We start from the raw sequence: 20,325 nt of genomic DNA, 5'->3' as shown, positions 1-20,325 counted from the left end.
TGTCTAGTCCTGAAATAGGTTTACACATTTTCAACTAGCATTTCTCTACTCAGAACCCCCTATGTACCGCATCGGGGGTTCTGTATTTCAACGCATGATGCGGCCGCTCCGCGTTGTAAATATCCACCGCTTCACGCACCATTTCCCGCGCTTGCGTTAAATCCTGCGGGCTTTGCAACAACAACTCTCCTTTCAAAATCCCGTTCACCCGCTCCGCCAACGCATTCTGGTAACAGTCATGTCCATCCGTCATCGAGCATTTCACCCCGTACCGTTCATGTAATGACTGATACAGCACCGAGCAATACTGCACGCCGCGGTCCGAGTGATGGATGAGTTCACCGCCGCCACGCCGTTGCTTCAGTGCTTTCTTGAACGCCATCGCCACCGACTCCGCGTGCATTCCTTCGTGCACGTGATGGCCCACTATCTTGCGTGAGTAGGCATCCGTCACCAGGCTCAGGTACAGCGGTCCGCTCCTGGCGGGCAGATAGGTGATATCTGCGACCCAGACCTGCTCCGGAGCCACCGGCGTAACCTGCTCTGGTCCCGCCTTGCGCAAGTTGGGATGACGGTAGAAACGGTGAAAACTGTGGGTGGTCTTGTGATACGCCCGCTTAGGCTGCACCAGCAAGCGGTGCTCGGCCAATATCTGAAACAGCCTGTCCCGCCCTACCTTGAGCCCGCCATCCTCCTGACCCTGCAGCAGATAATGCAGCTTGCGAGTGCCGACCCGAGGTTGTCGCAGTCGAACCTGACGCACAAAGCGCACCACCTGTAGCCCTTGTGCATGGCGCTCGTCGGCGACCCGATTGCGCTTGTAGTAAGCCTGCCGGCTTATCCCCGGAAACAGGCAAGCCCTGACAATGGTCAGCCTCTCGACTTGCCGCTGCGAGAGGACTTGCCGGGTCGCTTTTTTACGATGGAGACGCCGTAGTCATTCTTCAGTACATCGACGATGGCCTCAAAGAACTGGGCCTTCTGACTCATCAGCGCCAGCTGCTGCTCGAGTTCCTTGATGCGCTGTTCGGGCGTCTGGTTGTCGGGGTCAGGCATGGTGATGCTCCTGCAGGCGCGCACAGAAGCCCCCAGGCTCCAATCTTGCCGACCATGTTTACGCAACCATACCAGAACGGTGGAGCGGCCCTGAATGCCATAACGGACCTGAGCCTGTTTGTAGGTGAGCTCGCCTTTTTCAATCTGCTCGACCAGTGCCAGTTTAAAAGTCAGCGAGTAATCGCGCTGTGTCCGTTTCACACCTTGTCCCATCGGGTTCTCCATTTATTGGGGGGAAAGGTGTAAACCATATTCAGGACGGGACAATACCCACAAAAAAGCCGAACCCTGTGGTTCGGCTTTTTGCATCAAGCTTGCGCAGATTAACCGGCGCAGTAGACCCGAGCCTCGCGCGGGGTGTAGATACCGAAGGTCACTACGGCCAGCAGCCCATTGACGAAGGTATGCTGTGCTTCAACACGCACAACCTTGTCGGCACCATTGCAAACGGTGGCCGCATCGATAGTTTTGCTCTGGCCCAAACCGGAGATGAAGAAATGATGAGTCACTTCTTTGGTGGGCTCGACTGCATTACCGGAATGCACGGTAAACCCTTGCTGGGCACAGCCTGCAATCATCATTACAACGGCAGCAGTTAACACCATTTTTTTCATTTTATTATCCCTGACAATATTATTTTTCCGGCTATACCGGTGCCACACCAAGAGGATTTCATGTTTATTATCAATAAGATAAATAGAAAAACTCCAAGCTGTGGGCACACTATCAAAATCCGGAGAGGGCAACAAGGCCTTATTTGAGACTTAATGTTGCCAGATAACATGTCACAGATTGCAATAAACTCGGGCCGTTCTTGGGGTATAAATGCCCAACGTCAGAATGGCCATCAGCACATCTTGCGGGCTCTGCTGCATTTCCACACGCACAACTTTTTTCGGGTCACCATGGCAGGCCAGTGAAGCATCAACCATCTCACTCTGGCCAATTCCCGCCACAACAAAATCATGGTGCACTTCTCTTGTTGGCTGACCCGGGTTGCCCTCGTGTACGAAGACGGTCTGCCGGGCACAACCCGACAACAGCAAGGCGCAACACGCCATCCATACTATTTTTTTCATGCTTCTTATCCTGGCTACAGCCATGGTGGAAACCTTAGAAGATCCCCTTGGCTTTGACCTTTTTCATATTGGCAACCTGACTCGAGAGATCCTCGATCAAAGGTTCTGCCTCTGTGCCGACAACACTCTGTCGAGCGGGGGCACTGGCCAGTCGCTGGATCAATCTGTGCTGCTCGCGGATCAGCCGGGATTGCTCTTCCAGTTGGCGAGAGAGCAGCTGGATGCTGGTGGCAAGGGGAGCCAGATCCTGCTCGGCCCCTGCTGATGGCAGCTTGCCAGCGATGGCTTCGGCCAGCTGGTCATGATCCAGTGCGGCAGGCAGTCCTTGCCTGAGTTCATCCCACATCTCGCTGGGTTGCTGCTCGCCGAGCCGGCTGACAATCTCGTCCACCAGTGAAGTGGTATCACTCTGTCCCAGCTGTGGGGCCAGTCTGGCCACTATCTCGTTGATCATCACATCTGCGGCAGGCTGCGCCTCGCCAGCGACCTCACCCAGATTGAAACCACAGCTGGCAAAGGCATGACGCAGGGTCGTCATGCTCACCTGCTCCGGCCCCAGCGCATTGGCAATCGCTTTGCAGAGGTTGGGCGCCAGCACGTACATGAACATGCCGGAGAGGTAGATATCCTTGTGGAAACGGCTCTTGGAGAAGTCAAACTCCTCGGTGCCCTCCTGGATCTTTCGCGCCCGTTGATACCAGTTCTGCAATACCCCGACCGCATAGCGATCAGACTCCAGCGCACCCGGATCCATGTAGATGGAGAAGGTCATGCGCTTGAGTTGACTACTCATCATCAACCTCGGCCATCACAGGCGCTTCGCGATAGACTTCATCCTCTTCCGTGGTGTAGAGGCAGATTTCGCGAGCCAGCGCGGACTGGGCATCGTCCAGCAGCTCGACACGGTCACCCAGGGTGGGATAGGCCGCCTTGATCGCGTCATAAATCAGGGATGCGCCGCCACCGACCAGATAGACACGATTCGGGTTCTTGGCGAACTTCTTCGCTTCATGTGCAACCTGAGTGCCCAGCTCGTCGATCTTGTTTTGCATCTTCTCGAGGATCTTGGGGATCTGGCTCTCATCGTTGACCACATCGCGTACAAAGCTCATGTCGTGACGACGCTTGATAAACTCGTTGGCCACCAGATAGCTGGAGTCGCTGTCTGCTGCGGCCAGCGCCTTGCGGGTAGCGTCGGTCACCATGGAGACACCGATCTCGTTGTTACCGTAGACATCGGAGACATCATCAAACTCACCGACGATGATCCCCATATCCAGAGTGGTGCCGCCACAGTCGATCACCAGAGTCTTGGTGAACTCGTTGCAGCCTGAGCCAATCAGGCGGGAGAGCGCAGCAGGCAGACTCTCCGGCATCACTTCGACGCTGACGATATTGAACAGCTCGCCCTTGTTAAGGGTGATCGGACGCATCAGGTTGCGGCGTTTCTTCTCGATCTTCTCTTCGTTACGCTGGCAATCATCCGGGTTGTAAAACTCGGTGATGGGCAGGGTCACGGTAATGGCGACATCGCACGGCGTTACACCTGTCTGCAACAGGGCATGATGCACGGAGAGCAGGTTGAGATCGTCATACTGGTACTCCACATGGGTGGTGGCCAGAGACTTGTCGGAGGTCGCGTCGTAGGTATATTTGGTGTTGCCTATCTCGTAGTTGTAGATCTTCTTGTCTTTACGCAATGCGGCGCTCTTCCAGTCCTTGCGAAAGGAGTTGGGAGAGATGATGGTCTTGAGCACCTTGTTCTCAATCCAGCTCACCTTGACGTTGGTCGAGCCATCATCGATGGCCATTTTCATTACTTCAGACATGAGGAAACACCTGTTAATAGATCAGAAATGGGTCCGATTGCCTTGCCTTATGCCTTTGGCAAGGCGATCGAACCAATACATACACGGGGTAAAAGGGCGACAAGTTTAATGGGTTTCTAAAATCCGGTGAAGCAAATGATTAAATCCGGAAGGATCTTCCGCAGGCCAGGCGTGGTGGCCGTTGGGGGTGTGGATGGTGGCGTTGGGCAGGGCGGCAAACTGCTCTACCCGTTTGGCCAGCGGCAGGTAGTCGTGACTGGTGGAGATGATGGCCACCGGCTGCCAGATGGCGCCGAGCCGGGCGCGTACCGACCAGCCGGGTAACGCCTCCAGCAGTGCCTTGTAGGTTTTCTTTTTATTGCGCACGAAACGCAGCCGGAAGGTGTGGCGCACCTGCGCGAGATCCGGGCCCGGGAAGAGCTCGCGTCCCAGCCACCAGGCGAGCGGGCGCATACCGAACCAGCGCAGCCACTTGAGACGCTGGGCGTAACGCTCCTGCTCTTTGGGGGTCTCCAGCAGAAACTCGCTAAAACCGTTGACCAGCACCAGCCCCTGCACCTTGTGGGGCAGTTGCAGCGCCAGCTCCAGCGCTACCATGGCCCCGAGCGACAATCCGACAACCCAGGCGGGCTCCGGCTGCTCGTCGAGCCAGTTCACCACATCGGCTGCCAGGGTCGCCACATCGAACGGCCCCTCCTGCATGCTCTGGCCGTGGCCGCGCAAGTCCAGCGCCACCACCCGGTAGTGTTCGGAAAACCGTTCGATCTGCGCCTGCCAGTCGAGGCTCGAGGAGCCCAGCCCGTGCAGCAGCAACAGCAAAGGGCCCTCCCCTGCACTGCGCAGGGCAAGACCGTTGAATTTCATCACCTGATTGCGGCGCATCAGTGTATTGCCTCTCGACTCATCACCTGAACCATCTCTTGTTGTTATGTTGCCCGTGGCTATCCTGCCACGTTATCAGCACGGCGCCCAATCAGCCTTCGCTGACCAGACTCACCGCCTTGATATAAGCGTAGATCTGCTGCTCCGGCGCCAGCGCCAGCCGCCTGGCGGAGCGGCTGGTGATCCGGGCCAGCAGTATCTGCTGACCCAGCTCCAACTGCAACAGGGTCTGGCCGGGGCGCACCTCGCACACCGCCAGCAGACGGGTGACGAGACAGTTGGAGAGACTGGAGTGCTCGATGGGGGCTGTGGCAATCACCACATCGCGCCCCGCCACCTTGATCTGCAAGGGGCCACTCTCGTCCGGCACATGGTTCATGGTGACCCGCAACTGCTGCTCGCCGAGTTGCAGGGTCGCCATCTGTTCGTCGTCATCGTAGTGGGCCAAGGTCGCATCCAGCATCACTCCGGCATCGTCACGGCTGGCGAGTGACAGGTCGGTTCGGGCGAAAATCTCGCTCGGCCTGCCTTGCGCCTCCACCCTGCCACTTTCCAGCAGCACCAGCTGATCGCAGAGCAGGCTCACCTCCTCCATGGCGTGACTGACGAAGATCATCGGGATGCCGCTCTCCTGCTGCAAACCCTTGAGCACATGGGCCTGATGGATGCGGCTGCGCCGATCGAGCGCAGAAAAAGGCTCATCAAGCAGCAGCAGATCAGGCTCGGCCAGCAGCGCCCGCCCCAGCGCTACCCGCTGGCGTTGACCGCCAGAGAGGGCATGGGCAGGCTGCCCCAGCAGATCGGCAAAACCGAGCCGAGCCGCCAGCGCTTCGGGCTGCCAGCGCCCTCGCCCCTTGCGGGCCGCCAGTTGCAGATTGCCGAGCACCGTCAGATGGGGGAAGAGGCGCGCGTCCTGAAACACCAGTCCGATCCGGCGCGCTTCGGGCAGCAGTTGAGCATACTCCCGATCGCGCCACCACAAGCGATCCCCGCTTTGGCGATCGAGCCCGGCGATGATGCGCAGCAGGGTGCTCTTGCCGCAGCCGGAGGGGCCAAACAGTCCGAGAATGCCCCCCAGTTCGAGGGTCAGTGCGCAATCGAGGGCAAAGGAGCCAAACTCGCGCCGAACATGGAGGTTCAGGGCATGGCGGTGCGGCTCGTTCACTGGCGGCATAGTGGCGGGCTGGTTCATCCAAACACTCTCCGCTGTCTACGCTGCAACACACCATAGACCAGCACCAGCATCACCAGCGAGAAGGCCATCAGGCCGCCCGCCAGATAGTGGGCTTGTCGGTAATCCATCGCCTCCACATGATCAAACAGGGCAATCGAAAGCACCTGGGTCTCGCCGGGGATATTGCCGCCAATCATCAGCACCACACCAAACTCCCCCAGGGTATGGGCAAAGCCGAGGGCTGCCGCCATTACGAAGCTGGGCAGGGTCATCGGCAAGATGATGTGGAAGAAGCGCTCCAGTGGGCCAAGCCCCAAGGTAGCGGCAGCCTCCAGCTCCTTGTTACCCATGTTGACGAAAGCGGAGGTGAGCGGCTGCACCACGAACGGCAGCGAATAGAGGATGGAGGCAAACAGCAGGCCGAGAAAGCTGAAGGCGAGCGGGGCGCCAAAGGTGTCGCGCCACCAGGCGCCGAAACCATATTCGGGGGAAAAGGCGAGTAGCAGATAAAAACCCAGTACCGTGGGAGGCAGCACCAACGGCAGTGCCACCAAGGCCTCAACCAGCGGCCGCAGCCGGTTCTGACTGTGCGACAGCCACCAGGCCAGCGGCGGTGCCAGCAACAGCAAAATCGCGGTGGTGCAGGCCGCAAGCTTCAGGGTGAGCCAGACCGCCAGCAGATCCCCTTCACTCATTGCCGACCTCCCGGTTGATAAATGCCCCCAACGGCATGGTCTCCATCCTTATTGCAAAGAGTGGCCGACCCGAAGGCCGACCACTCAGGGTATCGCATCAGGCCCATCCCCTTATTGGGGCAAGGCATAACCAGCTGCCTTGATCTGCGCCTGACCCGGCCCCTTGAGCCAGGCGACCAGCGCCTCGACCGCGGCGCCTTTCTTCAATACCAGCCCCTGCTGCTCGATGGGGGGATAGAAGCTCGCAGGCACAGCCCAGGCTTCGCCAGTCTTGCCCGCCTCAACCAGATTGGCCCAGGCGACAAAACCCAGTTCGGCATTGCCGGTGTCGACAAATTGCCAGGTCTGGCCGATGTTGGCGCCGGTCAGCAACCGGTACTGCTTGGGATCGATTTTGAGATGGGTGAGGGTCGCCATGGCGGCAGCACCATAGGGTGCGGTGCGGGCATTGGCGATGGCGAGGTTGCCTTTCCAGCTACGCAGGGTCGCCTCGTCAGGGGCCGGTCCCCCTTTCTTCCACAGCCCCAGCTGGCCGATGGCGTAGGTGAAGCGATCGCTCCCCTTGCGCTCTTTTTCCAGCTTCTCGGGGGTCGCCGCATCGGCGGAGAGGAAGAGATCGAACGGTGCTCCGTGACTGATCTGGGTGTAGAGCACCCCGGTGGCGGCAGACGAGATGGCCAGGGTGTGGCCGGTCTTGGCGGTAAACTCCTTGCCGATACGCTCTATGGTTCCCTTGAAGTTGGCCGCCACGGCCACTTTCACTTCATCGGCCTGCACGGCACCAGTATGCAAGGTGGCGGCGCAGACGCCTGCGATGACAACAGATAACAGCGGTTTCATTCCCTTTCTCCTGATGGGGCCCGCACATCCGCGCCCCTTGGCGGGGCCGTGGTTCCCGTTGAACCTGCGCCCCTCGTGATGAACAGGTCAGGCTTGCCAGCGGGCAGCGGCGGCGTTGTCGCGATCAAGCGCCTCGACCCAGCGTTGCACACCCTCGGCGGTCAGCTCTTTTTTCCAGAACGGCGCCCGGGTTTTCAAGAAATCCATGATGAAGTGACAGGCGTCAAAGGCGGCGTCGCGGTGGGCACTGCTCACCGCCACCAGCACGATCTGATCGCCAAGCCACAACTCGCCGATACGATGAATGAGGGTACACTCCTGCAGCGGCCAGCGGCGACGAGCCTCCTGCACGATATCGGCCAGCGCCTTCTCGGTCATGCCGGGGTAGTGCTCGAGGGCCAACCCCTTCACCTCCTCCCCCTGATTGAAGTCGCGCACCTTGCCAACGAAAGTGACAATGGCGCCACTGTCTGGGCGGGTGGCTAGGCGGGCATATTCGTCCGCCAGCGAGAAATCTTCCCGCTGCACCAGAATGCGGTCTGTAATGGCTACGTCGTTCATGGCTCAGCCTCCGGTCGTTACTGGAGAGAAAGTGAAGAAGGCCACTTCGTCACCACCGCACAGCTCAGTGGTGCGATCCACGGTCATTATCTCGCTCATCCTTAACCTCCGGTCACCGGTGGGAAGAAGGCCACCTCATCGCCATCGTTGATGGGGGTATCGAGGGGCACCAGGGTCTGGTTGACCGCCACCAGCAGTTTGCCCGACTCGAGGGCGAGTGCCCACTTGTCGCCGCGTTCACAGAGCGCCGCACGCAGTTGTTCGGCGGTGGCATAGTCGCACGGCAGGCTCAGCTCATCGCAGGCCACCAGCTCTCTTACTTGCGCAAAAAACAGTACCTTGATCATGCTTGCTCCCCGCTATTTGACCCCAGCTGAAAATGGCCGGACTTGCCGCCCTTTTTCTCTACCAGCCGCACCTGTTCGATCACCATGTCCTTTTGTACCGCCTTGCACATGTCGTAGATGGTCAGCGCCGCTACCGACGCGGCCGTCAGCGCCTCCATCTCCACCCCGGTCTTGCCTGAGAGCTTGCAGAGGGTGCGGATATGCACCCGATTCTGCTCGGCCAGCGGCACTATCTCCACCTCGACTTTGGTCAAGGCCAGCGGATGGCAGAGGGGGATAAGATCGGCGGTCTTCTTGGCGGCCATGATGCCGGCGATGCGGGCGGTGGCGAACACGTCCCCCTTGTGGTGCTGGCCGCTCAGGATCAGCGCCAGCGTCTCGGGGGCCATGGCAACAAACGCCTCGGCACGGGCTTCACGCTCGGTTACCTGCTTGTCGGTCACATCCACCATATGGGCTTCGCCGCTCTGGTTCAGATGCGTCAGGTTGGGCTGGGTCTGCTTGGTATCGGTCTGGTTCATCACTTGCTCTCAGAGGTGGGAGACAAAGTTGCACGGCTTGGTGCGGGCATCGAGCTGATCGCGGATCAGTTGCTCCCAACCCAGCTGACAGGCGCCGGTGGAGCCGGGCAGGCAGCAGATCAGGGTGCGATTGGCGAGTCCCGCCAGCGCACGGCTCTGCATGGCGGAGCCTTTAATCTCGGCAAAAGAGAGCTGACGGAACATCTCGCCAAAACCCTGTACGGTGCGCTCGAACAGCACACCGACCGCTTCCGGCACCCGGTTCTGTTCGTTGAAGCCGGTACCGCCGTTAATCAGTACCACCTGCACCCCCTCATCGGCGATCCACTCGCTCACCCGCGCGCGGATGCGAAACAGGTTGTCCGGACAGAGCGCCCGATCGGCCAGCTGATGGCCCGCGTCGGTAAGGGCCGAGACCAGATAGTCGCCCGAGCTGTCATCGGCGGCAGTGCGGCTGTCGGAAACCGTCAGCACGGCGATCTTGAGGGGAATAAATGCGTTGTGTTTCTGTCCCATCGGGCAGCTCCTTGTGGCTATGGGCCGTCAACGAGGCAGGAAGAGAAGGGGTATGAGAGGCCGGCTGTCAGGGCGCAAAAACGGACGCAGACAGGGGTGACCAACTTGCTCAAGCGTGTGACGGCGGGCTGATTCTATCAAAGGTTTCACGAGATATGGGATTTAAAAGACACACAAATCTGATGCTTGTCCCATATATGAACAAAACGCAGGCCGGGCAAACCCGGCCTGTCGTCGCAGGATCAGAACCCTTTCACCCCGGTCATGTCGGGCAGCTGGTGAGCTATCCCCTTGTGACAGTCGATGCAGGTACTTTCACCACTGGCCAGATTGGTAGAGTGCATCTTGGCGGCACGCTGCCCCTGCAGGGAGAAGTCCATGTACTCGAAGTTGTGGCAGTTGCGGCACTCGCGCGAATCGGTCTCTTTCATCCGCTGCCACTCCCGCTCCGCCATCTCGCGTCGGTGCGACTCGAACTTCTCGCGGGTATCCACCTTGCCGGTGATCATGCCCCACAACTCCTTGGAAGCCTGCACCTTGCGGATGATCTTGTAGGTCCACTCGTGCGGTACGTGGCAATCCGGGCAGCTGGCCCGCACGCCGGAACGGTTGGCGTAGTGGATGGTGTCGCGGTACTCCTCGAACACGTTGTCCTTCATCTCGTGACAGCTGGTGCAGAAGGCCTCGGTGTTGGATGCTTCCATGGCAGTGTTGAAGCCACCCCAGAAAATCACGCCACCGAAGAAGCCCATCAGCAGGATGACCCAGAGAGCCGCCTTCGATGGTGACTTGAAGGTGGTCCACAGACGCTGGATAAAGCCGGGTAATTTCATCTATGGATTCCTCAGTTCAGCGCTTCAACCGGTTTAAAGGTATTTTCCACCAGCGGCTTGGCATCCGCTTGCGGCACATGGCACTGCAGGCAGAAGTAGCGACGCGGCGACACTTCACCCAAGGTCAGGCCGTCGCGGGTCTCGAAGTGAGTCGGACTGATCTTGGGGGCCTTCATGGCACTGGCATTCTTGAAGCTGTGGCAAGCCAGGCACTTGTTGACCTTGGTATCCACCTCGTAGTTGCGAATGTCATGGGGGATCAGCGGCGGCTGATGCATGTACTGGCGATCGTAGGGCGCGCCATCCTTGCGGAAGTTTTTCAGGGGCGCGGCGGTGGCATCGGTCACCAGATCGGTGGCGCCACGCTCGGACTTGAGGCCACCGGTACTGTTGGTGATCTCGGGGGCCGCTGCCATCAAGGATCCCGCCATCAGGCAGGCCAGCATTGCTCCAATCAGCTTTTTCATTATTTGTTCTCCGACGTTTTTTCTGCCTTGACGGCAAAACCTACAGTGATTTCAAAAACTTGTTCCGCGCAGACATCGATGCAGCGGCCACAGTTGGTACACTCCTGAGCCGCAATCAAGGGCCCGTGACCGCGCTTGGCACCGTGAACAGGCCCGCGCAGGATGGGACGCTCCGGGCAGACCGCATAACAATCCATGCAGTTGTTGCACCGCTCGCGCCCCTTGGCAGAAATCTTGATAAATCCGACCCGGTTGACCAAGGCATAGAAGGCCCCCACCGGACAGAGATGACCGCACCAACCCCGCTCAACCACGAAAAGATCGAATAGGAACAGCGCCACCAGCAGGGCCCAGCCCGCCCCCATGCCAAACAGCAGACCGCGCATGGCGAGCGACACCGGATTGACCAGCTCCCACGCAATCACCCCGACCACCGCTGGCACCACCAGCACCATGGCCAGCAGCCAGTAGCGGGTCGCACGGCTGAACTGGCCATTGCCCTTGAGGCCAAGTCGCCCCCTGAGCCAGGCTGCGGCATCCGTGATGAGGTTGACCGGACAGACCCAGGAGCAGAACACCCGCCCCCCCACCAGCCAGTAGCCGGCCAGCACAATGGCAGCCCCTAGCCAGAGGGTAGTGATGGGCCAGTGACCCGCCGCCAGCGACTGCAACAGCGTGAGGGGATCGGTCAGCGGCACAGTCTCCAGCAACAGCGAGCTGGAGAGGTTGCCCTTGAGGATCCAGATACCCGCCAGCGGCCCCAGCAGGAACAATGCGAGCACACTGAACTGACTCAGCCGACGCAACAGCAGGAAGCGGTGGGAACGCCACCACCCCAGCTTGATGCGCGCCTCTTCCCCCGGATAACGACTCATAACCCCTCCGGTTTGCGGGTGGGCAGGGTGAGCCTGTCGCCGATGAGCGACTTGTTCCCCGCCTTGGCCTTCTCTTCCCAGCCGAGTCGGTAGTGATGACCCAGCTCACCCTTGGCAAGCTGGCGTGGCACCACCTTGATGGCCGCTTCCTCCAGCACGCAGGCATGCTCACACTTGCCACAGCCGGTACAGATATCGCTGTGTACCGTGGGCAGGAACATGGCGTGCTTGCCGGTACGCTGGTTATGCTGCAGCTCAAGAGTGATCGCCTTGTCAATCAGCGGGCAGACCCGATAACAGACATCGCAGCGCAGCCCCAGATAGTTGAGGCAGGTCTCGTGATCGATGAGCACTGCCACCCCCATCCGGGCCTGATCGATGTCGGTCATCTGCTGATCCAGCGCCCCGCTCGGACAGGCCACCACACAAGGGATGTCATCACACATCTCGCAGGGCACAGCACGCGCCTTGAAATAGGGGGTGCCGGTGGTCACAGGGTCAAACAACCGGGCGAGCTTGAGGGTGTCGTAGGGGCACGCCTCGACGCAGAGCCCGCAACGCACGCAGGCGCCGAGAAACTCTGCTTCATCGAGGGCGGCAGGCGGGCGCAGCGCCTGGGCAGGCACAGCTTGTGCCTGCTGGCGTGCCATGCCGCCGAGCCCCACGCTAAGCAGGCCCACACCGCAGGCCCCCTTGGCCATGTCGGCCAGAAACTGGCGACGACTACGACTCATCTCGCACTCCCCCGCCTTAAGCCTTCATCACCTTGACGGCGCACTTCTTGTAATCGGTCTCTTTCGAGAGCGGATCGGTGGCGTCCAGGGTCAGCTTGTTGACCAGCTGGCTCGCATCAAAGAAGGGCATGAAGACCAGTCCTTTCGGCGGACGGTTGCGACCACGGGTCTCGACACGGGTCTTAACCTCGCCACGGCGGGAGGAGACGATCACCTCTTCACCACGGCGCACGCCGCGAGCCTTGGCATCGTCCGGGTGCATGAAGAGCACCGCATCCGGGAAGGCGCGATAAAGCTCGGGTACCCGACGGGTCATGGTGCCGGTGTGCCAGTGCTCCAGCACGCGGCCGGTGGAGAGCCACAGATCGTACTCTTTATCGGGCGACTCGGCGGCGGGCTCGAACGGCAGGGCGAAGATGACCGCCTTGCCATCGGGCTTGCCATAAAAACGTACCCCCTCGCCCGCTTTCACATAGGGGTCGAACCCTTCACGGTAGCGCCACAGGGTCTCTTTGCCATCTACCACAGGCCAGCGCAGACCACGGGCTTCGTGGTACTGATCGAACGGCGCCAGATCGTGGCCGTGACCGCGACCGAAGGTGGCGTACTCCTCGAACAAGCCCTTCTGGACGTAGAACCCGAAGTGCTCGGCTTCGTCGTTCAGCATCCCCTTGCTCTGCTCTTTCGGGAACTGGTTGACCTGACCGTTGGCATAGAGCACGTCGAACAGGGTTTTACCCTTCACTTCCGGCATCTTGGCAATCAGCTCAGCCGGCCACACTTCCTCGACTTTGAAGCGCTTGGAGAACTCCATCAGCTGCCACAAGTCGGACTTGGCCCCTTCCGGCGCTTTCACCTGCTGGTGCCAGAACTGGGTGCGGCGCTCGGCGTTGCCGTAGGCCCCCTCTTTCTCCACCCACATGGCGGTAGGCAGAATGAGGTCAGCGGCCTGGGCAGTGACGGTCGGGTACGGGTCAGAGACCACGATGAAGTTGCGCGGATCGCGATAGCCAGGCAGGCGATCGGTATTCATGTTGGGGCCAGCCTGCATGTTGTTGTTGCACATCACCCAGTAGGCGTTGAGCTTGCCATCTTTGAGCATGCGATCCTGCAGCACGGCGTGGAAACCCACCTTGTCGGGAATGGTGCCTTCCGGCAGCTTCCAGATCTTCTCGGCGATGGCGCGATGCTTGGGATCGGTCACCACCATGTCGGCTGGCAGACGGTGGGCAAAGGTGCCCACTTCCCGCGCGGTGCCACAGGCTGAGGGCTGACCGGTCAGGGAGAAGGGGCCAGAGCCCGGCTCGGAGATCTTGCCGGTGAGCAGGTGGATGTTGTAGCAGAGGTTGTTGGCCCAGACACCGCGAGTATGCTGGTTGAAACCCATGGTCCAGTAAGAGACCACCTTCTTGCCCGGATCGGCATAGAGCTTGGCCAGTTTTTCCAGCTTCTCTTTGGAGACGCCGGAGAGCTTGGAGACAGACTCCACATCGTAGTCCGCCACAAACTTGGCAAACTCTTCGAAGGTCATCGGAGTGGCATCGCCGCTGTCCGGGTTCTTCGCTTTCTGCTGCAGCGGGTTGGTCGGACGCAGACCATAACCGATATCGGTGACCCCCTTCTTGAACACGGTGTGCTTGTTGACGAAGTCCCAGTTCACCTTGTCATTCTGGATGATGTAGTTGGCGACATAGTTGAGGATCGCCAGGTCGGTCTGCGGAGTGAACACCATGCCGTTGTCCGCCAGCTCGAAGCTGCGGTGCTCGAAGGTCGAGAGCACGTGCACCTGCACATCCGGGTTGGAGAGACGGCGATCGGACATCCGCGACCAGAGGATGGGGTGCATCTCGGCCATGTTGGATCCCCACAGCACGAATGCATCGGCCTGTTCGATATCGTCGTAGCAGCCCATCGGTTCGTCCATGCCGAAGGTACGCATGAAGCCGACGACCGCAGAGGCCATGCAGTGACGAGCATTGGGGTCAATGTTGTTGGAGCGGAAACCGGCCTTCATCAGCTTGGCGGCGGCATAGCCTTCCCAGACGGTCCACTGGCCGGAGCCGAACATGCCGACAGCGGTCGGCCCCTTCTCTTTCAGGGTTGCCTTGAACTTCTCGGCCATGATGTCGAACGCCTGATCCCAGCTGATGGGGGCGAAGTCGCCATCCTTGTCGAACTGGCCGTTCTTCATCCGCAGCATCGGCTGGGTCAGGCGATCCTGGCCGTACATGATCTTGGAGAGGAAGTAGCCCTTGATGCAGTTGAGGCCACGGTTGACCGGTGCATCGGGGTCGCCCTGAGTCGCCACGACCCGACCATCCTGAGAGCCCACCAGCACGGAGCAGCCGGTACCGCAGAAGCGGCAGGGAGCTTTATCCCAATGGATGGCCGTCTTGTCGGTACTGGTGATGAGATTGGCTGCCAGCGTGGGGGCACTGACACCGGCCACGGCAGCGGCAGCTGCCACCGCGTTGGCCTTCATAAAGTCGCGTCGACTCAGCTTCATGGCATATCCTCACATTGCTTATCGCGTAATAGTTGTCGAATCTGTCGAACGGGAGCCAGCCATCAGCGGCAGAGGGCACGCCCGGCATCCCATCACTCTTTTCAGTGACCGCCCAGTTCATCGAACTGGTGGTAAATCAGGGCGGCAGAGAGCACACCCGGCATCGCCTGTATCGCATCAATGGCCGCCATGATCGGCCGCTGGCTCGGACCTTCCAGAGTCACGACCAGCTTGCCCTCGTCACTGACGGCGTGGATCTCGGCCCCTTCAAGGGCGCCAATCTGTTCGGCGAGCTGATGGCGCAAAGGGGGCTGGGTCAGCACCACCAGACTCGATACATGGAACTCCTGATCCATTGTGGCTTCTGTGTCACACGGCTTCTGACTCATTCTGACTCCTGCTTGAGGGTGGGCTGGCTCGCACCACCGGATGGGGCGGCTCGCCCGTCGACCTTGATGCTGCCAACCGGACAATCCTGCACACAGGCGCCGCAGCCATTACAGCGATCCGGCTCGACCGTCGGGGTAGGCACACGCCCCAGCACCGGAATAAAACGAATGGCATTGGGCTCACAGCTGTCCTGACAGCGCTGGCAGAACACCTGATCATTGGCCAGACAGTTGGCCTCGATATGGGCCTTGTAGTGCCAGGGGGACTCGCTGGTCGGGCGAAACAACGGCGCCTTGCAGACCGTGACGCACTCGGTGCAGAAGGTGCATTCGCCACGCTGGAAATCGACCACCGGAAAACCGCCCTCGCCATTCACCAGGATCTGCTCCGGACAGGCCGCCAGACAGTCCCCGCAGCGGGTGCAGTCGGCGACAAATGCCGACCAGTTGACTGACCAGGGCAACTGCACCGGCGGTTCGGCAGTTCTCAGCCGCCCCCGGAACAGGCCGCGGCGGGCAAGATCGATCTCATCCGGCATGTTGACTCCTGTTCTGGTGAAAAAGGGGCAGTCCGAGTCCATGATTGGCATTCTTGATACCAATTATAAGAGTGGGTGTATATTGCGGCCCTGACAAGGTAAGGGATATACCACCAGGGAGATAAACAGGGGGGATTTTTGCGCCAGATCAAAGCCTTGCAGCGCAATAAAAATGGAGGTATCGGTTAAAATACCTCCATGTGAGGATTGCTATTTAATCGTTGGCGATTTTTTGCGGTTATCCGCCGATCGAGGCGAGATGAGGGGTGATACCGGCATTGCCCTCATGGAGACGATGGGTGGCACTCTTGCCCGCCAGTGCCGCGCGAATGCGCTGTTGCAGCTCATCGGATTGTGCATCTGCGCCGAGCAGATCCCGCAGGTCGATGCCGTTGTCACCAAACAGGCACAGATGCAGCTTCCCCAGCGAGGAGACCCGCAGCCGGTTGCAACCGGCACAGAAATCCTTGCTATAGGGCATGATGAGCCCCACCCCACCTTGCGAATCGGGGTGCATAAAGACCTGCGCCGGACCGTCATCCGTGCCCCGCAACTGCTGCACCCAGCCGCTCTCCAGCAAGCGCTGTTTGATCTGCTCGCCGCTGACATGGTGGTCACGAAACAGGGTATCCATCTCGCCGGTCTGCATCAGCTCGATAAAGCGCAGCTCGATGGGCTTGTGCCTGATCCAGCCCAGAAAGGCATCAAGCTGGTAGTCGTTGAGCCCCTTGAGCAGCACAGCATTGACCTTCACCGATTTGAAACCGGCGGCCAGTGCTGCTTCGATCCCCTCCATCACTTCGGTCAGCTTGTTCTCGCCGGTGATCTGGTGAAACTGGCGCGGGTCGAGACTGTCGACACTGACATTCAGCGCATTGAGTCCGGCATCAAACCACTCCTGAGCCCGCTCCTTGAGGCGATAGCCGTTGGTGGTCATGGCGACCTTCTCGATGCCCGGGGTGGTGGCAATCACCTTGACGATCTCGGTGAAATCGCGGCGCAGGGAGGGCTCGCCCCCCGTGATGCGCACCTTGCGGGTGCCCATGGCGGCAAAACCGCTGACCACACGGCGGATCTCGTCAATCGAGAGAAAGGGTTGACGCCCCGCTTTGTGACCTTCGGGGGGGCGATAGCCGTCAGGCAGGCAATAGGTGCAACGGAAATTGCACACATCGGTCACCGACAGACGCAAATAGTAAAAACGACGGGAAAAACCATCTTCAAGTGGCAACATAAACACCTTTCCAAATACGGGAGGCCAGGGCATTTCTTTCCTGACCCTTACAGCTCGAACGTCGGCTGACGGCTGGTTTCCCCCTATCGCTAGGACTTAGGCAAAACCGCTCGGAGTTCATCTAGTTTTTCGATGCTAACACAAGTTGGAGTACACTCCCACGCATCTTGCGGGGTCCTTATCACTATTCAGAGGTGCGCATCAGTATGGGAAAACGGTTCAGGGTCCATTCGGTCAGCAGTGCCATTGGCCGCGCCATGGTGTTGATCCTCTTCATGGCCAGCCTGATCGCGCTGGTCGCCATGGTCACCCTCTTCTACTCGGTACCCGATGCCAAGGCGATCAACCTCTCCGGTTCGCTGCGGATGCAGGCCTACCGGATGGCCTACGAAATCGAGCGGGGCGACAGCGTGCTGGGGCGCCTCTCCCAGTTTGAAGAGACCCTGCACGCCGAAGAGCTGCAGGAGACCCAGCGCTGGATCACTCCTGCCTCCTTGCGTCGCACCTATGGCGAGGTGCTCGGTCAGTGGCAGGTGATGCGCCAGCACATCGAGGATCGTACCCCCAGACGGTACACCGATAACACCGAGCAGTTTGTGGCGGCCATCGACAATTTCGTCAATCAGATGCAGTACCACGTGGAATTCAAGGTGAGGATGCTGGCACTGGCAGAGGGGCTCGGCCTGCTGGCTATCATCACCATCGCCTGGTTCACGGTGCGCTTCACCCGCCAGCAGGTGGTCGCCCCCCTCAACCAGCTGGTCTACTGTGCCCGCCAGATCCAGCGGCAGGATTTCGATCTTAAGCTGCCCGCCCACGGCGAAAACGAGCTGGGGGAGCTGTCGCGCGCCTTCGTCACCATGGCCGATGAGCTGGGCAAACTCTATCGGGAGCTGGAGAACAAGGTGGAAGAGAAAACCGCCAAGCTGCAACAAGCCAACGACACCCTCTCGTTTCTCTACTCGACCGCCCAGAAGCTACACGCAGCTCCGCTCAGTACCCGTACCCTCATCAAACTGCTGGACCGCGCTGCCGCCCACCAGCATATCGACCACATCCGGCTGACCCGCTTCGAGCACAACGCCATGCCGGTCTACATCTCTGGGCGCACCGGCTGGCCCGGCGATCTCGATGCGGTCGCCAGCTTCTATCTGCAGATGGATGAGCAGGAGTTTGGTCGCCTCGACATCATCAGCCAGCACCCCATCGATGAGCGGTTGATCAAGAACTTCACCATGCTGCTGGCCCAGGTGCTGCACAAAGACCAGACCCTGCTGCAACAGCAGCGATTGCTGCTGATGGAGGAGCGGGCCGTCATCGCCCGGGAGCTGCACGACTCGCTGGCGCAGGCCCTCTCCTATCTCAAGATCCAGTCCACCCTGCTCAAGCGCTCTTACGCCAAGGGGCAACATGACAAGGCGCAGGAGGCGATGCAGCAGATCGACGAGGGGCTTAGCAATGCCTATACCCAGTTGCGCGAACTGCTCGGTACCTTCCGTCTCACCATTGGCGATGCCAATCTGGGGGAAGCGATCCGCGTCATGCTTGATCAACTGCAGCCTCAGACCCAGGCCGAAATCCGGTTCCATTACGGACTGGCCGACAACGACCTGGAGGCGGGCCAGCATATCCACATTTTGCAGTTGATCCGTGAGGCAGTGCTCAATGCCATCAAACATGCCAACGCGCAAGTGATTGATGTTAGCTGTGAGACCCTCGCCAGTGGTAACATTGAGGTTCAGATTTCAGATGACGGTGTCGGGATCGGACTCGCCAGCTCGGCGATCAACCATTACGGTTTGAGCATCATGAACGAGCGCGCCAGCAAACTGCACGGTCTGCTGACCATCAACGAGCAGCAACCACAAGGCACCTGCGTGCATCTGACCTTTCCCACCAGTCTAGCGAGAGACGCCTGATGGACGAGATGAAATACACAGTTCTGGTCGTAGATGACCATCCCCTCATGCGCAAAGGGATTGTGCAGTTGCTGGCTCTGGAAGAGAACATGGAGGTGACCGGTGAAGCCTCCAACGGCACAGATGCCGTGGCGCTGGCCAAAGAGTCCGAGCCGGACCTGATCCTGCTCGACCTCAATATGAAGGGGCTCTCCGGCCTCGATACCCTCAAGGCGCTGCGGGCCGAAGAGATCACCTCCCGGGTGGTGATCCTCACCGTCTCCGATGCCCGTCAGGATGTAGTGGCCCTGCTTAAGGCCGGTGCCGATGGCTATCTGCTCAAGGATACCGAACCTGATCTGCTGCTGGCCCAGCTGGCCGACGTGATGACGGGTAAACAGATCCTGAGCGAGCCGCTGCGCCCCTATCTCGAAAACATCTACGAGCTGGATCACCTGCAGCAGAAGCTGGAAAGCTTAACGCGTCGCGAAATGCAAATCCTGCGCGAAATTGCAAAAGGCCTCTCCAACAAACAGGTCGCCTCGGTACTCCATATCTCCGAGGGAACGGTCAAGGTTCACGTGAAGAGCCTGCTGAAGAAACTCGAGGCGCAAAGCCGCGTGGAAGCGGCTGTCATGTATCTGGAGCAGCGCAACTAAGCGCCCTCAACCTCCCGAAAAGCCACCCTCCGGTGGCTTTTTTCATTCTCTGGCACAGTCGCTGCATTGTCATATTCAGCAACTACTCAATGGAGGATGGAACATGAAACTACAACCTTTGGCACTGTTCCCCTTGCCTTCCCACATACTGCCGGGCGGCAAGCTTCCTCTGCGTCTGTTCGAGCCACGCCACCTGCAGATGCTCAAGGAGTCCTTCATTAACGATCAGGGCTTTGGCATCGTGATGGAAGAGTCGACCACCTCGGGACAATCCGGCCGCATTCTGCCGGTGGGCACCCGGGTCAAGGTGACTGACTTCTACACCCTTAATGATGGCCTGCTGGGGGTGACGGTGCTGGGACTGGAGCGCTTCTGCATCCACGAGATGGAAACAGACGAGATGGGCCTGCGCCGGGCCAAGGTGGAGATGCTGCCCAACTGGCCGAGCACCCACTCAGATTTCAACGACAAGCTGCTGGTCAATCGCCTGCGGGAAGTGTTCGAGCAGTATCCGGAGCTTGATGAGCTCTATCCGGACAAGCGCTTTGAAGATGCCGCCTGGCTCTGCCAACGCTGGCTCGAGATATTGCCGATGCCGATTTATGAAAAGCAGATGCTGATTGCCAAACAAAACAGCGAAGCGGCCCGTAAATTCCTGCATCGCCTGATTTCACAATGACAAAAACAGCGT

The 20,325-nt window shown here is 59.5% G+C and carries 24 protein-coding genes and 1 riboswitch; of the genes, 3 read left to right on the top strand and 21 right to left on the bottom strand.

Going from position 1 to position 20,325, the window contains the following annotated elements; translation table 11 throughout:
* Positions 1 to 49 precede the first annotated feature (49 nt).
* The 21 genes from AB5Y83_RS10490 to moaA all read right to left on the bottom strand — a co-directional run bounded on the left by AB5Y83_RS10490 (position 50) and on the right by moaA (position 17,077).
* Positions 50 to 1,269, bottom strand: a protein-coding gene (locus tag AB5Y83_RS10490) for an IS3 family transposase (RefSeq protein ID WP_279487891.1) whose coding sequence is annotated in 2 segments (ribosomal slippage) — positions 50 to 921 and positions 921 to 1,269 — 1,221 coding nt in all. Because the reading frame shifts where the segments join, the coding sequence is not laid out codon by codon here.
* 110 nt (positions 1,270 to 1,379) lie between these two features.
* Positions 1,380 to 1,670, bottom strand: a complete 291-nt coding sequence (locus AB5Y83_RS10485) for a Bor family protein (protein WP_064336541.1) — start codon at positions 1,668 to 1,670, stop codon at positions 1,380 to 1,382.
* 171 nt (positions 1,671 to 1,841) lie between these two features.
* Positions 1,842 to 2,135: a Bor family protein gene (locus AB5Y83_RS10480; RefSeq protein WP_064336542.1), complete on the bottom strand. Its 294-nt coding sequence runs from the start codon at positions 2,133 to 2,135 to the stop codon at positions 1,842 to 1,844.
* 34 nt (positions 2,136 to 2,169) lie between these two features.
* The gene (locus AB5Y83_RS10475) at positions 2,170 to 2,931 is read right to left on the bottom strand and encodes a hypothetical protein (RefSeq protein WP_236759438.1); all 762 of its coding nucleotides are present in this window, start codon (positions 2,929 to 2,931) and stop codon (positions 2,170 to 2,172) included.
* Positions 2,921 to 3,964: a plasmid segregation protein ParM domain-containing protein gene (gene parM / locus AB5Y83_RS10470; RefSeq protein WP_103252105.1), complete on the bottom strand. Its 1,044-nt coding sequence runs from the start codon at positions 3,962 to 3,964 to the stop codon at positions 2,921 to 2,923. The genes AB5Y83_RS10475 and parM overlap by 11 nt, the downstream gene beginning before the upstream one ends.
* Before the next feature lie 105 nt (positions 3,965 to 4,069).
* Positions 4,070 to 4,846 carry an alpha/beta fold hydrolase gene (locus AB5Y83_RS10465; protein ID WP_162506403.1) on the bottom strand — a complete coding sequence of 259 codons (777 nt, stop codon included), beginning with the start codon at positions 4,844 to 4,846 and terminating at the stop codon, positions 4,070 to 4,072.
* Between the two features lie 91 nt (positions 4,847 to 4,937).
* Positions 4,938 to 6,020 carry a molybdenum ABC transporter ATP-binding protein gene (gene modC / locus AB5Y83_RS10460; RefSeq protein WP_368175129.1) on the bottom strand — a complete coding sequence of 361 codons (1,083 nt, stop codon included), beginning with the start codon at positions 6,018 to 6,020 and terminating at the stop codon, positions 4,938 to 4,940.
* Positions 6,021 to 6,034: 14 nt separating this feature from the next.
* Positions 6,035 to 6,715, bottom strand: a complete 681-nt coding sequence (gene modB, locus AB5Y83_RS10455; RefSeq protein ID WP_368175127.1) for a molybdate ABC transporter permease subunit — start codon at positions 6,713 to 6,715, stop codon at positions 6,035 to 6,037.
* 111 nt (positions 6,716 to 6,826) lie between these two features.
* Positions 6,827 to 7,555: a molybdate ABC transporter substrate-binding protein gene (modA, locus tag AB5Y83_RS10450; RefSeq protein ID WP_236353431.1), complete on the bottom strand. Its 729-nt coding sequence runs from the start codon at positions 7,553 to 7,555 to the stop codon at positions 6,827 to 6,829.
* Positions 7,556 to 7,642: 87 nt separating this feature from the next.
* Positions 7,643 to 8,116, bottom strand: a complete 474-nt coding sequence (gene moaE / locus AB5Y83_RS10445; RefSeq protein WP_368175126.1) for a molybdopterin synthase catalytic subunit MoaE — start codon at positions 8,114 to 8,116, stop codon at positions 7,643 to 7,645.
* 101 nt (positions 8,117 to 8,217) lie between these two features.
* On the bottom strand, positions 8,218 to 8,463 hold the full coding sequence (moaD, locus tag AB5Y83_RS10440) for a molybdopterin synthase sulfur carrier subunit (RefSeq protein ID WP_120415736.1): 246 nt from the start codon (positions 8,461 to 8,463) through the stop codon (positions 8,218 to 8,220).
* Positions 8,460 to 8,984: a cyclic pyranopterin monophosphate synthase MoaC gene (gene moaC, locus AB5Y83_RS10435; RefSeq protein ID WP_139731816.1), complete on the bottom strand. Its 525-nt coding sequence runs from the start codon at positions 8,982 to 8,984 to the stop codon at positions 8,460 to 8,462. Before moaC ends, moaD begins: the two co-directional genes overlap by 4 nt.
* Positions 8,985 to 8,993: 9 nt before the next feature.
* Positions 8,994 to 9,500: a molybdenum cofactor biosynthesis protein B gene (moaB, locus tag AB5Y83_RS10430; protein ID WP_005344126.1), complete on the bottom strand. Its 507-nt coding sequence runs from the start codon at positions 9,498 to 9,500 to the stop codon at positions 8,994 to 8,996.
* 242 nt (positions 9,501 to 9,742) lie between these two features.
* A complete protein-coding gene (locus AB5Y83_RS10425) occupies positions 9,743 to 10,333 on the bottom strand; it encodes a cytochrome c3 family protein (protein WP_005353459.1) in 591 nt (196 codons plus the stop codon).
* 11 nt (positions 10,334 to 10,344) lie between these two features.
* Positions 10,345 to 10,800, bottom strand: coding sequence for a nitrate reductase cytochrome c-type subunit (locus tag AB5Y83_RS10420; RefSeq protein WP_005334452.1), 456 nt, complete (start codon positions 10,798 to 10,800; stop codon positions 10,345 to 10,347).
* A complete protein-coding gene (napH, locus tag AB5Y83_RS10415) occupies positions 10,800 to 11,675 on the bottom strand; it encodes a quinol dehydrogenase ferredoxin subunit NapH (protein WP_206874858.1) in 876 nt (291 codons plus the stop codon). The genes AB5Y83_RS10420 and napH overlap by 1 nt, the downstream gene beginning before the upstream one ends.
* Positions 11,672 to 12,409 (bottom strand): ferredoxin-type protein NapG, encoded by a 738-nt coding sequence (gene napG / locus AB5Y83_RS10410; RefSeq protein WP_368175125.1) that lies wholly within the window; start codon positions 12,407 to 12,409, stop codon positions 11,672 to 11,674. Before napG ends, napH begins: the two co-directional genes overlap by 4 nt.
* 16 nt (positions 12,410 to 12,425) lie before the next feature.
* The gene (napA, locus tag AB5Y83_RS10405) at positions 12,426 to 14,915 is read right to left on the bottom strand and encodes a nitrate reductase catalytic subunit NapA (RefSeq protein ID WP_368175124.1); all 2,490 of its coding nucleotides are present in this window, start codon (positions 14,913 to 14,915) and stop codon (positions 12,426 to 12,428) included.
* 101 nt (positions 14,916 to 15,016) lie between these two features.
* Positions 15,017 to 15,271: a chaperone NapD gene (locus AB5Y83_RS10400; RefSeq protein ID WP_031227438.1), complete on the bottom strand. Its 255-nt coding sequence runs from the start codon at positions 15,269 to 15,271 to the stop codon at positions 15,017 to 15,019.
* A gap of 29 nt (positions 15,272 to 15,300) precedes the next feature.
* On the bottom strand, positions 15,301 to 15,843 hold the full coding sequence (napF, locus tag AB5Y83_RS10395) for a ferredoxin-type protein NapF (RefSeq protein WP_179902154.1): 543 nt from the start codon (positions 15,841 to 15,843) through the stop codon (positions 15,301 to 15,303).
* Between the two features lie 238 nt (positions 15,844 to 16,081).
* Positions 16,082 to 17,077: a GTP 3',8-cyclase MoaA gene (gene moaA / locus AB5Y83_RS10390; RefSeq protein WP_368175123.1), complete on the bottom strand. Its 996-nt coding sequence runs from the start codon at positions 17,075 to 17,077 to the stop codon at positions 16,082 to 16,084.
* Positions 17,065 to 17,205: riboswitch (molybdenum cofactor riboswitch) on the bottom strand. It overlaps the preceding gene by 13 nt.
* 78 nt (positions 17,206 to 17,283) lie before the next feature.
* Here moaA and narQ point away from each other — a divergent pair.
* The 3 genes from narQ to AB5Y83_RS10375 all read left to right on the top strand — a co-directional run bounded on the left by narQ (position 17,284) and on the right by AB5Y83_RS10375 (position 20,313).
* Complete coding sequence (gene narQ, locus AB5Y83_RS10385; RefSeq protein WP_005334468.1) at positions 17,284 to 18,996, top strand: nitrate/nitrite two-component system sensor histidine kinase NarQ; 1,713 nt, start codon at positions 17,284 to 17,286, stop codon at positions 18,994 to 18,996.
* Positions 18,996 to 19,634 carry a two-component system response regulator NarL gene (gene narL, locus AB5Y83_RS10380; RefSeq protein WP_005334471.1) on the top strand — a complete coding sequence of 213 codons (639 nt, stop codon included), beginning with the start codon at positions 18,996 to 18,998 and terminating at the stop codon, positions 19,632 to 19,634. The genes narQ and narL overlap by 1 nt, the downstream gene beginning before the upstream one ends.
* Positions 19,635 to 19,737: 103 nt before the next feature.
* Positions 19,738 to 20,313, top strand: a complete 576-nt coding sequence (locus tag AB5Y83_RS10375; protein ID WP_005334473.1) for an LON peptidase substrate-binding domain-containing protein — start codon at positions 19,738 to 19,740, stop codon at positions 20,311 to 20,313.
* Positions 20,314 to 20,325: the final 12 nt, after the last annotated feature.

Origin of the sequence: Aeromonas sp. R5-4, assembly GCF_040908215.1 — a bacterium.
Taxonomy (GTDB): Bacteria; Pseudomonadota; Gammaproteobacteria; order Enterobacterales; family Aeromonadaceae; genus Aeromonas; species Aeromonas veronii.
Note: the sequence above shows the minus strand (reverse complement) of the source record. Positions and strands in the feature narration are given on the sequence as shown.